This is a genomic window from uncultured Enterovirga sp. (assembly GCF_964242715.1).
In the GTDB taxonomy this organism is placed as follows: Bacteria; Pseudomonadota; Alphaproteobacteria; order Rhizobiales; family Beijerinckiaceae; genus Enterovirga.
This window is the reverse complement of record NZ_CAXTAZ010000023.1, coordinates 20,644-34,624: the sequence shown is the minus strand read 5'-3', so window position 1 is coordinate 34,624 and position 13,981 is coordinate 20,644. Positions and strand designations below refer to the sequence as shown.

General features: G+C 61.1%; 11 protein-coding genes. 5 read left to right on the top strand and 6 right to left on the bottom strand.

Annotation, left to right across the window (positions count from 1 at the left end):
- The first annotated feature begins 434 nt into the window (after nt 1-434).
- From ACFE87_RS13025 to ACFE87_RS13005, 5 genes are all read left to right on the top strand, one after another.
- A complete protein-coding gene (locus ACFE87_RS13025) occupies nt 435-1,829 on the top strand; it encodes an N-6 DNA methylase (RefSeq protein ID WP_375460068.1) in 1,395 nt (464 codons plus the stop codon).
- A gap of 47 nt (nt 1,830-1,876) precedes the next feature.
- Nucleotides 1,877-3,541, top strand: a complete 1,665-nt coding sequence (locus ACFE87_RS13020) for a hypothetical protein (protein WP_375460067.1) — start codon at nt 1,877-1,879, stop codon at nt 3,539-3,541.
- A gap of 1 nt (nt 3,542) precedes the next feature.
- Nucleotides 3,543-5,162, top strand: a complete 1,620-nt coding sequence (locus ACFE87_RS13015) for an AAA family ATPase (protein ID WP_375460066.1) — start codon at nt 3,543-3,545, stop codon at nt 5,160-5,162.
- On the top strand, nt 5,159-6,016 hold the full coding sequence (locus tag ACFE87_RS13010; protein WP_375460065.1) for a hypothetical protein: 858 nt from the start codon (nt 5,159-5,161) through the stop codon (nt 6,014-6,016). Before ACFE87_RS13015 ends, ACFE87_RS13010 begins: the two co-directional genes overlap by 4 nt.
- A 229-nt stretch (nt 6,017-6,245) precedes the next feature.
- Nucleotides 6,246-6,788: a recombinase family protein gene (locus ACFE87_RS13005; RefSeq protein WP_375460064.1), complete on the top strand. Its 543-nt coding sequence runs from the start codon at nt 6,246-6,248 to the stop codon at nt 6,786-6,788.
- A 641-nt stretch (nt 6,789-7,429) separates the two neighbouring features.
- Here the strand turns inward: ACFE87_RS13005 and ACFE87_RS13000 are convergent.
- From ACFE87_RS13000 to ACFE87_RS12975, 6 genes are read right to left on the bottom strand one after another with little or no spacing between them, the layout of a single operon-like run.
- Nucleotides 7,430-8,602 carry an acyl-CoA dehydrogenase family protein gene (locus tag ACFE87_RS13000; protein WP_375460063.1) on the bottom strand — a complete coding sequence of 391 codons (1,173 nt, stop codon included), beginning with the start codon at nt 8,600-8,602 and terminating at the stop codon, nt 7,430-7,432.
- Nucleotides 8,603-8,615: 13 nt separating this feature from the next.
- Complete coding sequence (locus ACFE87_RS12995) at nt 8,616-9,593, bottom strand: ABC transporter ATP-binding protein (RefSeq protein WP_375460062.1); 978 nt, start codon at nt 9,591-9,593, stop codon at nt 8,616-8,618.
- A complete protein-coding gene (locus tag ACFE87_RS12990; protein WP_375460061.1) occupies nt 9,590-10,570 on the bottom strand; it encodes an ABC transporter ATP-binding protein in 981 nt (326 codons plus the stop codon). Before ACFE87_RS12990 ends, ACFE87_RS12995 begins: the two co-directional genes overlap by 4 nt.
- Before the next feature lies 1 nt (nt 10,571).
- Nucleotides 10,572-11,483, bottom strand: coding sequence for an ABC transporter permease (locus ACFE87_RS12985; protein ID WP_375460060.1), 912 nt, complete (start codon nt 11,481-11,483; stop codon nt 10,572-10,574).
- Nucleotides 11,476-12,393, bottom strand: coding sequence for an ABC transporter permease (locus ACFE87_RS12980; protein ID WP_375460059.1), 918 nt, complete (start codon nt 12,391-12,393; stop codon nt 11,476-11,478). The genes ACFE87_RS12985 and ACFE87_RS12980 overlap by 8 nt, the downstream gene beginning before the upstream one ends.
- Before the next feature lie 42 nt (nt 12,394-12,435).
- Nucleotides 12,436-13,977: an ABC transporter substrate-binding protein gene (locus ACFE87_RS12975; RefSeq protein ID WP_375460058.1), complete on the bottom strand. Its 1,542-nt coding sequence runs from the start codon at nt 13,975-13,977 to the stop codon at nt 12,436-12,438.
- Between the last annotated feature and the right edge of the window lie 4 nt (nt 13,978-13,981).

Sequence of the window (13,981 nt, the reverse complement as noted above, 5' to 3'; positions counted from 1 at the left end):
CGAGCTTGTTGTAGCCGTATCGGCTCGGTCGCGACCATCGTTTCCACCGTTGGTTTCGAGCGGATCAGCCGCGGTCCGATAAGCTCAGCGGTTAGGCCGCTCCGAGAGGCTGAGGCGCACTCGGGAAATTGCGGTTCTAACCCATTGCCGGCGCTCGGAAGGTCCGCACCTGGGCAGGCCAGCTTTGCCGGTCGTCGAACCAGCGACTCTGATCCGCTGCAGCCATTGGGAATGTTCGCCCGTGGGCGGGCCATTTTCCCATCACTTCGAACCGCGAATTTGACCCCGAACATGGCCCGGGACTCTCCGCTTCGCGAGCAGCGAACGCGGCCTGCCGAATTTTGTCCTCTTTTTCATTCAAACGTGTTCAAGGCCACGTTGTTAGGTTAGGTTTGTCCGGCAGTCGGAGTGCTGCGATTGGGCAAAAGACACGCGTGAATAACCGAGATATCGTCCAGCGACTCTGGGGGCTGTGCAACGTCCTTAGGGACGACGGCATCACCTATCATCAGTACGTCAACGAACTCACCTATCTGCTCTTCCTCAAGATGGCTCAGGAGATTGGATCCGAACAGGATCTACCTGAGGGTTATCGCTGGAAAGACCTTGTCAGTCAGGCTTCTGCCGTCCAGTTTGATTTCTACCGCCGACAATTGGTGATCCTAGGGACGACCGGAGATTCGATCATCCGCACCATCTTTGCCAACCCAACCTCGCTGCTGCGCCACCCGGAGAGTCTTTCAACCCTGGTCACGAAAATAGACGAGATTGATTGGTATAATGTCCGGCGGGAGGGATTAGGCGATATTTACGAAGGCCTTCTCGAACATAACGCCGGCGAGAAGAAAAGTGGTGCGGGGCAGTACTTCACCCCACGCCCGCTGATTGAGGCGATAATCAGCGTCGTCAAGCCGCAGGCGAGTGATGTCGTTCACGACCCGGCCGCCGGCACAGGCGGATTTTTAGTGGTCGCTAACGACTACGTTTCAAAGTCGGGGACGAACCGAGCCGGTCCGACATTCTTCGGCGTAGAGCTGGTTCAGGACACACACCGCCTACTGCTAATGAATGCGATCCTGCATGGGTTGAAAGGCGAGTTCATCCACGGAGACAGTTTGTCGGCGGAGGACGCCGCAAGGATCCCACCGGCTGATATCGTCCTCACGAACCCACCGTTCGGCACGAAGCGTGGGGGCGGCCTGCTAGGGCGCAGGGATCTTCGGCATCCGACTACAAGCAAGCAGCTCGCGTTTCTCCAGCACATCTATTTGGGACTAAAGCCGGGCGGCCGCGCAGCTGTCGTGGTTCCGGACAGTGTGCTTTACGAGGGCCATGCGGGTAAACAGGTGCGGCGCGACCTGTTAGATCTGTGCGATCTCCATACGATCCTCCGCTTGCCGGACGGCATCTTCTATGCCAGCGTCACAACTAATGTGTTGTTCTTTAACCGAGACAAACGTAGTGCAAACGACGTATGGATATACGACATGCGGTCTAATATGCCGGTGTACGGGAAGCGATCGCCTCTCCAACGCAAAGACTTTAAGGATTTTGAAGCGGCGTACGGTCCCGATCCGAGAGGCCGCGGCCCGCGTAAAGACCAGGGCGTGCGTGGCCGCTTCCGCCGGTTCACCCGTGATTACATTGAGGGACGCGACCTTGACTTAGCCATTAGCTGGCTCCGCGAAGAACGGCATGGCGGCGAGGATTTACCAACGGACCTGGACGAAGTCACCGTCCGCTTGCGCCTCCTACTCGAAGGCATGCTCGAGGATTTCGAACAGCTTGTGGAAGACCTTCCGGCGGTCGACTTGGAGCCGCGAGAATGACAGACCGGCCGCTGCCCGAAGGGTGGGCTTGGATACCGCTCCGGGCGGTGATGAGCATCGCGGGTGCAGCTGTCCAACCCCGTACGTCGCCCGAGCAGGACTTCAACTATGTGAGCCTAGAAGATATTGAGGCTGGGACTGGACGACTGTTCGATCCGGGCCCGACGCTCGGTCGCGACATTGCGAGTACAAAAACTTCGTTCCAAGCCGGCGACCTATTGTATGGGCGGCTCCGTCCTTACCTGCAGAAAGTGATAATCGCTGAATCGGAAGGTGTAGCCGCGACGGAGTTGCTGGTATTGCGTGTGCAACAGAATGTAGATACCGAGTTCGTTCAGGAGGTTTTTCTTGGGCCTGATCATCGGGCCAGCGTATCAAAACTCATGTCTGGGGCGCGAATGCCTCGAGTGCGGGCCGAGCAACTCCTCGATCTGCAGATCGCTCTGCCACCGCTCGAATTACAGCGTGTCATTGTGCGGGGTCTCAGCGTTCTTCGTCACCAGGTAAGCTCCTTGCGGAGGCGGATAACCGACGGCCTCGCACTCGTAGATCAGTTTGAGCGACAACTGCTCTCGTCCGCTTTCGACGGATCTTTAGTCGTGGGCAATCTTTCCGACATCGATGCCGCTTCCGGAGGATCGCCCCTAACGGCTGTCGTCGCGGCAAGACGCATGCAGTGGGATAACCGGTTCATCACCGACAGTGCCGATGGGAATAAGGCAAAGCGCTCATATCCAGAGCCAGCAGCGCTGAATATCAGAGACCCATCAGCACAAATACCATCCACTTGGGCGTGGGCCAGCCTGGAACAGCTCGCGTCAGCCACAGATCCCATCTGTTACGGAATCGTCGAACCGGGTGATGAGGTAGAGATCGGCGTGCCGATGGTACGCATTCAGGATCTCGCCTCGAACGGAATTGACCGCAAGGGCATGCGCAGGGTCACACACGAAATTGATGGGCGCCACCCTAGATCCCGGCTCAAGGGTGGCGAGGTGCTGATTTCCCTGGCCGGCAGCATCGGGCGTGTCGCGCGCGTTCCGGATGATCTGGCGGGGGCCAACATTAACCGCGCCTTGGCCAAGGTGACGCCTCTGGACACCGATTTGGGTGATTGGATCACTCTTGCGCTCCAGTCTCCTGCGCTTCAGGACTGGTTGACCTCCAGCGCCCGGGGAGCGGCGCGTGACATTTTGAACTTGTCGAGGCTAGTCCGCGCACCTGTCCCTTTGGCGCCTCCGGCCGAGAGAGTATGGCTTACCCGACAACTTCGTCAGCGTTTGGAGAGAGTGGCGTCAATGCGGTCCAGGTTCCGGGCCGCGGATGTCGCCCTTAGCAGCCTCTGGTCGCATCTGCGCGCTAAAGTCCTAGCAGGTGACGTAACTCTTTCTAATCCAGAGGACGAGGCCGTCGCGGCTGCGCGCCGAACTCGGATTTCGGCCCCACAGCTAAAGCGAAAGGGCTCAAGAAGGAAGGCGAAACAGGTGGCAGTTCGCAAGTTGAAGTCAGGAGGTCCCGAATCACGGCGGAATCTCACAGAGGTTCTTCGGACGTACGCTGATGGCTTGGAGCCACTACGACTTTTAGAAGTGGCCGGGTACGGGCTACAGGATGTGGAGCTATTTTTTAAAGACCTCGCAGACGCTGTAGCCTCTGGAAAAATCAAGGAGCACCGCTCTGATAAGGACTGGCCTCGGCTGGTGGTCGGCTGAAATGAGAGTCGATCGGCTTTATCTCTCCAACTTTCGAAATCTGCGTGACTTTCTCATCGACTTCGATGAGGGCAGTGCACGGACGGTTTTGGTTGGCCGAAACGGCGTTGGAAAAACCAATATCTTGGAAGCCCTGACATCTATTTTTAGGCAGCTGGACCTTCGAGCGAAGCCAAATTTTGCCTACCGCATTGTGTTTTCCTGTAACGAATATCGTGTTGACGTCGAAGCAACGCCCGCAGCTGAACCGGAAGCGGCGGGCACCTTTAGCATGACTTACAAAATAGCACCCATAGTGCCCGGACAAGAGCCTGTGTTCGACGATTATTCCGAGGCGGGGTTCTACCGATTTCACGGTGTGAACCGTGTACTACCAAAGCATGTATTTGGGTATTATTCCGGGACCTCGCCAAGATTGAGGAGTCTATTCGTTGAACATGCCGAGAGATACCGGGACGAGCTAATTGCAGGCGAGGAAGATACGATCCGCTCTCTCTTCTTGGCTGAAGACTGGCACAGTCAGTTCGTACTGCTAGCCTTTTACGCAAAGCACGACCCGGAAATACGGGCCTTTCTTTCTGATCAGTTTGGGATCGAAGAACTAGAGTCGGTGCTGTTCGTGCTCCAACAGCCGCATTGGTACAAGACCGACCCGCCTTCCGAAGTGCGTGAACGGGGCGACGAGCGTTATTGGTGGGCGGCTGGGACGGTGAAGCGTTTGCTTGGCGAGCTGCATTCCGTCTCACTGGCGCCCATGAAGACGAAAGAAAGAGTGCCGGTTGGAATAAAGCGGCACAGCACACTTGAGAGACGCTACTGCTATGTACGGAGCGCAGATGACCTAACCCGGCTTGCAGCCGGCATCGATCCAAAGGAGCTCTTCAAGCGCCTTGAGAGCATGGTCCTGAGTGACCTGCTCCACGAGGTGCGCATACGCTTCAGGGTGCGTGGCAGTGAAAATTCTTTGAGCTTCGTCGACCTCAGCGAGGGCGAGCAACAACTTCTCACGGTACTGGGCCTTCTGAAATTCACAAATCAGGATGAGTCCCTCTTTCTGTTGGACGAGCCTGATACTCACCTCAACCCCGCCTGGTGTCTCGATTATCTAGACATCTTGACCAGATACGGCGGCGGGCTGACCCGCAGTCAAATCATCATGACAACCCACAGTCCCTTGGTCTTCGCAGGATTGAACGCGAATGAGGTCATCATCCTCCAACGGCGTGACGAGGCAGGCAGGATCGAGGCGGAACATCCCTCGTCGAACCCAAAAGGGATGGGGTTTTCTGCTATCTTGACAAGTGAGTTCTTTGGCCTTCGGTCCTCTGTAGATCGTGCCTCGCTCACCCTTTTGGATGAGAAGCGACGACTCAGCGGAGTTGAGGGTCGAACCGCGGGACAGGAGGCGCGGCTTCGGGAGCTGAATGCCGAGATCAGCAAGTTGGATTTCACCCATACCGTCAATGATCCACTTTACAGCGACTTCGTCCGCGCAATGGCCGACATTGAACAGGAACAACCCGAACTGGGCCAGGCGGTCCTCACTCCGGATGCGCTTGAGGCAAGGCGGAAGCGGGCCACAGAGGCTCTAAAAAGGGCGCAGAAACGCCTGGCCCCATGAGGTATATCAAACAATCCGACCTCTTGAAGTTCGTTTCTGACCAGTGGAGGGAGGACGCTGCGGCTGCTCTAGACATCCTAAGCAAGTTAGAGGGCGCAGCACGACCGAAATTCATCGGCGAGAATTATGCAATCTGGAGTCAGCTGAAAGCATGTATGTCGGCTCTGTCTCACGACAAATGCTGGTATTCGGAGAAGCGTATTGCAGTCAGCGAACTCGAGGTTGATCATTGGCGGCCCAAGAGCAGGGTGACCGGTGCTGACCCACCGCACAAGGGGTACTGGTGGCTGGCGTTCGACTGGAAGAATTTCAGGCTGGCCTATTCACTAATCAACAAGCGTCGCACAGACGTCCGCGAGGGTAATGTTCAAGGCAAGGGATGCCATTTTCCGTTGATCGACGAAACAGCTCGGGTTCCAGACGCCGTTAGTGCGTCCACCGTGGGCGAGCGCCCGAAGCTGATTGATCCCTGTGTCGCTTCGGACGTTCTCTTGCTGGACTACGCAGTCGAGGATGGCTTAGTGGTCGAACGGTTTAAGGCTGCAGACGACGAACTAAAGTTTAGCCGAGCCAATGAGTCAATCGATCTTTTTCACTTAAACGAGGGTAATCTGATTGTTGACCGCCATGAGCTGTTTGTAGCCATTAATCACTGGGCGAGGAAGATTGAGGACCTTGAACAGAGGCGGGCTGCTGACATCTTAACGGTCTCTCAAGAGGCTGAATACGACGACCTGATCAATCGGGTCGGCGATTATATTAATGCGTCTGCGCCTTTCTCTGCGTTCACCCGCGCCTGTCTCAAACAAAAGGGCGACTTAGGTTGGAATTTGGAGCTACTGGCCACATCATGATCCCAAGTTTGAAATCGGCCCGAACGCGGCACCGCCGCTTGCCTCCGCTTTCGGACCAGAATCTTCAGTCTGCTCGTGGCGCAAGTTGCCCCTTGCCAGGTGATCGTAACGTCAGCGCATACCCTGTCGTGGCGTCACATTGGCCTGCCTCGGACTCGTAACATCTGGGTTGACGCCCCCTATTTGTGACAGGGTAGCGTCGGGCGTAAACCTCAATGTGACACCCCCAATGGCCCGCATCGGTTACGCCCGCGTCAGTTCGCTCGATCAGGATCTCGAAGGGCAGCTTGCCCGGTTGAAGACAGAGGGTTGCGGCGTAATTCGCGCAGAAAAGGTCAGCGGAGGGAGCCGCGAGGGTCGGGCCGAGTTGGCGACCGTCCTGGAATTCTTGAGGCCGGGCGACGAACTCGTGGTCACCCGCCTCGACCGGCTCGGCCGCGACACCCGCGACGTGCTCAATCTCATTCATGAAGCCGAGCAACGCGGCGCGTTCGTCACGGTGCTCGACCCGCACGTATCGACCCGAGGCGAAATGGGCCACGTCGTGCTTACCGTGCTCGGCATGGTCGCTCAGATGGAGCGGCGCTTCATCAAGGAGCGGCAACGCGAGGGCATCGAGCGGGCGAAGGAGGTGGGCGCCTACAAGGGCGGGAAGCCACGGCTCGATCACGACCGCATCAGGGCGCTTCATTTTGCCGGTAGTGGTCCTGCGGAGATCGCCAGGGCAGTTGGGTGCTCACGCATGCAGGTGTACCGGGTTATACGAGTTTAGCCCGCGTTCAATGAGAAGGTTAGCTCCGAGCGATAATGGTGGGCGTCAAGACGAGCGTCTGCGAACGGCAGGTCGGCCCAGCGATATGGAGGTGCGCTTTCGCATCCAAGCCAGTCTCAGGGTCGGCTTTCGACTTTCCGAACGGAGCACGAGACGAGTTCGACCTCGCCGCCGCAGCCCAGAACCTCAGGAAGCCTGCCGAGCCGGACTCGATGCCGACCCCGGCCCCGGCGTAATAGGCGCCGGGCCCTCACACATCAGGATCGGTTGTCGAGATCAGCAGAGCCGAACCGACTTTTCAACGGTATCTGCCGAGAGCGGACATTCTCTGATGTCTAGCCTTGCAAGGACGGCGAAGCCGCTCCGAACCATATGCGGCACCAGTGAGGCTCCGTCACCATCTTACAGCAGGCCGGTGCAGTTCTGGAGCCGGAGTCAGTTCTTCGAATACGAGAAGGCGGCACCATTTGACCTCGTGATGTTTAATGATGCCACTCGCTCGGAAGCATTCACCACATCTGAATGTGAACTTTTCTTATGGGCCGACCGTGTCGGCTTCGCCCTAGCGATCAATTCGGCGCTAGCGTCGACCGTTTTACGGGTGCGCCTCCGGCAAAGCGACGCACGTAACCCGCCTCCCGTCAGCGCTGGAGCGTCGAATCGAAGCTCTCGCCCATCTCCGCCTGCCCGATGATCTGCGCGGTCCTGTCGTGGCCCGCGTGAAGCACATGCGTCTCCAGATCGCGCAGCGCGCGGCTCAGGGGATACTCGTCGAAGAGGGCCGTCGAGCCGGCGGCATGGATGATCTTGTGAGAGAGCTCGAACGCGACGTGGGCGATGGTCGATTTCGCTGCCATGGACGCGAGCTCGGCTTCCACGACGGGCTTCGTCTTCCAGCAGGTGATGGCATGGTGGAAAAGGGCGCGCGCGGCTTCGAGCTGGATCTTCATCTCGCCCGTGCGCATCTGCACAATCCCGTCGCGGCCGCGGCCACGCTGGCGGGCATAGTCGAGATACCAGTCGTACATGCCCTCGGTCGCCCCGAGATAGGTCGCCGCGAAGCCGAGATGGAACTTGCCCTGCCAGCGCAGGCGGGGATAGGCGCCGGGTTCGCCGAGGAACTGCTTGTCGGTCACGAAGACGTTGTCGAGCGTGATGATCGGCGATGGGGCCGCCCGCATTCCGTTCGGACGATACCAGGTGTGATCCATCGTGACGCCCTCCATGCCGGGCTCGATGATGATCATCTGGTGATTCTGGTTGTAATCCTCGGAGCCCTCCAGGGCCACGAAGATGATCGCGAAACCCATCGCGGCGCCGTTCGTGGCGTAGTTCTTTTCGCCGTTGACCACGAAGCCGCCATCCACCTTCTTGGCAGTCGTGTTCATCATGTACATGTGCTTACGCTTGGCCTCGCTCCCGACGAAAGCGCCGAGAAACGGCCGCTCCAGCATGGGGTCGAGATAGCGCGTCTTCTGGTCTTCGGTGCCGAGGACCTCCAGGCACCAGGCGGTGTGATTCGTTACCTGGACGCAATGCGCCGTGCCGGCGCATCCCTGCGCGATCACACGCTGGGCCTGCAGATAGGTCGCGGGATCGTCCGTATCGAGATTGCTGCCGCGTCCCCCGCGCTCACGCGATAGCGTGTTCCGGAGCCAGCCGCCCTCGTGCAGCTCCTGGATGTTCTCCAGCGGCATGTCGCAATCCACGTCATAGGCGCGGCCGCGCTCGCGGAACTTGGTTACGGCGAGCTGGCGCAACGCCTTCATCTCGTCGGTGTGAAGGGGCCGTTCGGGATCGATGGGGCGGTCCATCAGGTGGTTTCTCTCAAGCATCTTCGGTCTCTCGGCGTGTGGTTTCGGCGTAGTGGCAGGCGACGAGGTGTCCGGGCGCGATCGTCCGCAAAGACGGCGGCTCGCTGCGGCATCGGTCGCGGGCAAGCGGGCAGCGGGTGTGGAACTGGCAGCCCGGGGGAGGGGCGAGCGGTGACGGGATCTCTCCCGAGACCGGCGGAACTCTTGAATGGGGCGTCGCGGCGGCGATCAGCGCTAAGCTGTAGGGATGGCGGGCATCGGTCAGCAGAGCTGCCTTTGGGCCCACCTCGACGAAGCGTCCCAGATAGAGCACGCCGATTTGGGTGCTCATGAAGCCGATCACGGCGAGATCGTGCGAGATCAGCAGATATGTCAGCCCGAGCCGGTCCTGAAGATCCCGGAGCAGGTTCAGGATCTGCGCCTGGATCGAGACGTCGAGTGCGGAGACGGGCTCGTCGAGGACCATCAGCCGGGGCTCAAGCGAGAGCGCGCGAGCGATGGCGACGCGCTGCCGCTGCCCGCCCGACATCTCGTTCGGGAACCGATCGGCGGCATTGCGGGGCAGGCCGACCGCATCCAGCAACTCGGCGACACGGGACTCCCGAGACGCCTTGTCGCGATGGGTGCGGTGAATGCGGAGCGGCTCGTCGATGATCCGGCCGATCCTCATGCGCGGGCTCAGCGCGCTGTAGGGGTCCTGAAGCACGGGCTGGAGCAGGCGCCGGAAGGCGAAGCGTTCGGTTGGCTTGTGGGTGGTGATATCCTGGCCGTCCACGACGATTTGTCCCGAGGTCGGATCCTCGGCCGCCATGATCATCTTGGCGGTGGTCGTCTTCCCTGACCCGGATTCACCCACAAGGCCGAACGTCGTTCCTGCCGGGATGTCGAAGGAGATCCCGGCCACGGCGTGCAAGGGTTCCGGCCGCCCGAACAAGCCACGCGCGACGGGATACGTCTTGCGCAGGTCGCGGACGGACAGGAAGGCGCTCATCCGACTACCTCGTCGGCGTACCAGCAGGCACTGCGGCGCCTCAGGTCGTCTGTGCCGAACCAGGCGGGGTAGTCCTGCCGGCAGTGCTCCGTCGCACGAGGGCAGCGGGGCTCGAAGCGGCAGCCTGGCGGGAGGCTGGAAGGGGAGGGGGGCTGCCCCGAAATCAGCGGCAGCCTCTCGGCGCCGGTGCCGAGGCTCGGCAGCGCCCTCAACAGGCCCTCGGTATAAGGGTGGGCCGGGCGGGCGAAGATCTCGGCGACGGGGCCCTGCTCTACGATCCGGCCGGCATACATGATCGCGACTTCGTCGCAGAACCGGGCGACCGTGTGCAAATCATGCGTGACCAGGATGATCGCCATCCCGGTCTCGCGCTGGATGTCGCGAAGCAACCCGAGGATCTGCTGCTGGACCGTAACGTCGAGGGCCGTCGTCGGCTCGTCGGCGATCAGGAGCTTCGGAGTACAGGCGATGTTCAGTGCAATGGCAACGCGCTGCCGCATGCCGCCGGAGAATTCGTGCGGATATGAGCCGAGCCGCTTATCCGCTGCCGGAATGCGGACGCGCCCGAGCGCCTCGACCACCTTCGGCCGTCGCACCGCGGCCGTCCGGTCACCGAGGTGATACTTGAACATCTCGCCGACCTGATCCTCAATGTCGAAGAGCGGGTTCAGAGACGTCATCGGGTCCTGCACGATCATGCCGATCTTGCGCCCCCGGATGGCCTGCATCTCGGCAGGCGTCTTGGTCAGCAGGTCTTCGCCCTCGAACAGCACCCGGCCGCCGCCGACATGACCGTTCCCCGGCAGAAGGCGGAGGATCGAGCTGCAGGTCATGCTCTTGCCGGACCCGGACTCCCCGACCAGAGCCAGGGTCCTGCCTGCCGCGACCGTGAAGCTCACGTCGTCGACGGCCGTGACGATGCCGGCGCCCGTGGACAGCCAGGTGGTCAGGTTTTCGACCCTGAGGAGCTCGTTCATCCTACCACCTCCGCCGGAGGCTGGGGTTGAGACGGTCCCGGAGCGTGTCGCCGAGCAGGTTTCCGGAAAGCACGGTCGTCATGAGCGCGAGGCCCGGGAAGATCGAGATCCACCAGGCCCGCTCCAGATAGCCGCGCCCGTCGGCGATCATGGTGCCCCAGGACGGGTCGGGGGGCTGAACGCCGAGGCCCAGGAATGACAACGTCGCCTCCAGGATGATGATGAGGCCGACGTCCAGCGTCCCGAGCACGATGAAGGTGCCGAGGACATTGGGCAGAATGTGATGGGCGACGATCCTGAGGCTGGAGGCACCGCCGAGCTTCGCCAGCATGACGAAGTCGCGGTTGCGCAACGACAAGGCCTCGGACCGGATGACCCGGGCGAACCGGGCCCAGTTGGCGAGGCTCAGCACGATGATGATGTTGGTGAAGCTCGGACCGACTGCTCCCACGAGCACGAGGGCGAGGATCACGGCCGGGAGCGAGAACTGGACGTCTGCGATCCACATCACGAGGCGGTCGACCCATCCGCCTAGATAACCGGCCACAAGCCCGACCAGCGTCCCGAAGGTGCCCGCGAGCGCTACCGCGCAGCCCGCGATGAAGAGCGAGACTTGCCCGCCCCAGATGACACGTGACAGCACGTCTCGGCCGAGCTGGTCGGTGCCGAACCAGTTCGCGGCCGTGGGCGCCTGGAGCGCCTTCTCGAGCGCGATGTCGTTCGGGTCGTAGGGTGCGACCCATGCGGCGAAGGTCGCGCTGCCAAACACGATCGCGAGAAGGACAACCGCGACCCAGACCTGCAGCTGCCCGAGCCAGCGAGCCGAACGCACGGCTGAGGCGACCGGGACGGACCGGTCCTTCGCACCCGTGGGCCGGAGCGTCGGCCGCTCGATGGCGAGGGGCTCAGGCATACCGGATCCGCGGGTCGATATAGGCGTAGAGGATGTCGACCGCGAGATTGATGGCGGTGAACATCAGGGCCGACAGCGTCACGGCCGCCTGGACCACGGCGTAGTCGAGGTTCGAGATCGAATCGAGGATCAGCTTGCCCATGCCAGGCCAGGCGAAGACGGACTCGATCGACACGGCTCCGCCCATCAGGATCCCGAACTGCAGGGAGGCAAAGGTCAGGACCGGGAGAGAGGCGTTCTTGAGGGCGTGCTTGTAAATCACGACCCGCTCCGGGACGCCCTTGATGCGGGCCATCCGGACATATTCCGAGGTCAAGACCTCCATCATGTTCGATCGCGTCAACCGCATCAGGCCGGCGGCCGAATACCAGCCGAGCGCGACGGCGGGCAGGATGAGGTATTGCGGCCCACCATAGCCGCTGGTCGGCAGCCAGCGGAGCTGGACTGAGAAGATTAGGACGAAGATCAGGCCGAAGAAGAAGGGTGGTGCGGCCTGGCCGAATAGCGCGATGCCCTTGGCCAGGAAATCGATCCAGCTGTCGGGTCGGACGGCGGACGCGATGCCGAGCGGGACACCGACCAGGATGCCGATCATGAGCGACGTGCAGGTGAGGAGCAGCGTAGGGCCGATCCTGCCTAGCACGACGTCTAGGGCCGGCATGCTGAAGCGATAGGACATGCCCATGTCGCCCTTGAGCAGGCCCAGGAGGTAGCGGCCGTACTGGACGATGACGGGATCGGAGAGGCCCATTTGCTCGCGCAGCAATTCGCGATCCGCCTCGGTCGCCTCCGGCGGCAGCATCAGATGCGTCGGGTCGCCGATCAGCCTGATGATCACGAAGATGATCATCGTGACGAGCAGCACCGTCACGGCCGACTGGGCGATCCTGAAGGTCAGATAGCGGAGCACGGCCGGCTCAGAGCAACGGTGCGGAAAACGTGCGGCGGTCGCTCATTTCCAGCGGATCGTGCGCAGGTCGTACCAGGCGATGCCGGGCTGAGGCTCCCAGGCGAGGCTGCTGTCGCCTGCGAAGACGTAGAAGATCTCGCTGATCAGGACGGACTGCGCGTCATCGTGCAGGATCGCGCCGATCTTCTTGAAGATCCGGTCGCGTTCCGATCGCTCGGCCGACTTGTTGGCCGCCAGGATCAGCTCCTCGACCTCGGGATGCGAGTAATCGGACCAGGTTCCGGCCTTGCTGGCCGCGCCCGTGACGGGGTGGATCGGATCGAAGATCGCGTTCGACATCTGCATGAGTGTCATCGGCCCGCTCTTGTGCGTGTTGTTGAGCCGGCTCCACGCCGCGTAATCGATCCGCTGGATCTTCGCCTTGACGCCGACCTGGGACCAGTAGGCGGCCAGCGTCTCGGCGATCTCCTTCGGCCAGTCGCTGGAGGAGTAGATCTGAATCTCGAAGCCGTTGGGGTAGCCGGCTTCGCGCAGAAGCTGCTTCGCCTTTGCGGGATTGAACCCGTAGGGTTTCAGGGTCTTGTCGACGCCATAGGAGTAGTAGGAGGAGATGTAGCTCGTCAGGGGTGCGCCGGCGCCGTGAAGGACGTTCTTGATGAGCGAATTCACGTCCATGGCGTAGTTCAGGGCAAGACGCACCTTGGCCTTGGAAATAGGCAGCGACGGATCGTTCGCGTAGAGTCGGACCGCGAGCGGGCTTCCTATCGGAACCGACTGGACAGTGATTCCGGTCGTCTTCTTGAGGCGCTCGATCTCGGAGGTCGGGATGCCGTCGCTCAGATCGACCTCGCCCGTCAGGAGCGCGTTGACCCGGCTCGACGGCTCCTCGATCAGCCGCATGACGAGGCGCTTGATGCCGGGCTTCGGGCCGAAATACCCGTCGAACCGCTCGAAGCTGACGGACTGCCCGATCTTCTGTTCGACGAACCGGTAGGGCCCAGTCCCGACAGGCGCTCGGGCGAAGGCTTCGGGGCTGCCGAGCTTCTCGGCATACGCTTTCGGCACGATGAAAAAGTAGCCTGCGACCTTGTTCAGGAACGCGCCGTCGGGCTCCTTCAGGGTGAATACGACGGTCGAAGCATCCTTGGCTTCCGACTTCGCCATGATAGGGGCGAAGGCCGGCCGCCGCGTGCTCTTCACGGCCGGATCGAGGATGCGGTCCATCGAGAACGCGACGTCCGCGGCCGTCATCGCATCCCCGTTGTGGAACTTGACGTCCGTCCGGAGCGTGAACGTGTAGATGAGCCCGTCTTCAGAGCGGGTATGGCCCGTCGCGAGGCTCGGGACGATGTCGCCCTTCCGATCGAGCGCGTAGAGCGTGTCGTAGAGCTGCCAGCCGAAGCGCTGCGAATCCCCGCTCGCCGTGACCTGGCCGTCGAGATTGAAGATCTCCTTGCCGATCGCCATCACGACGGTGTCGCGATCGACCGCCGGTTTGCCGTTGATGGCGCCGGCCGGACCACCCGCGAGCTGAAACCCGAGCAATGCCAGGCAGCTCAGGCGAAGGCGGCGTGAGAGTGCCATCCGA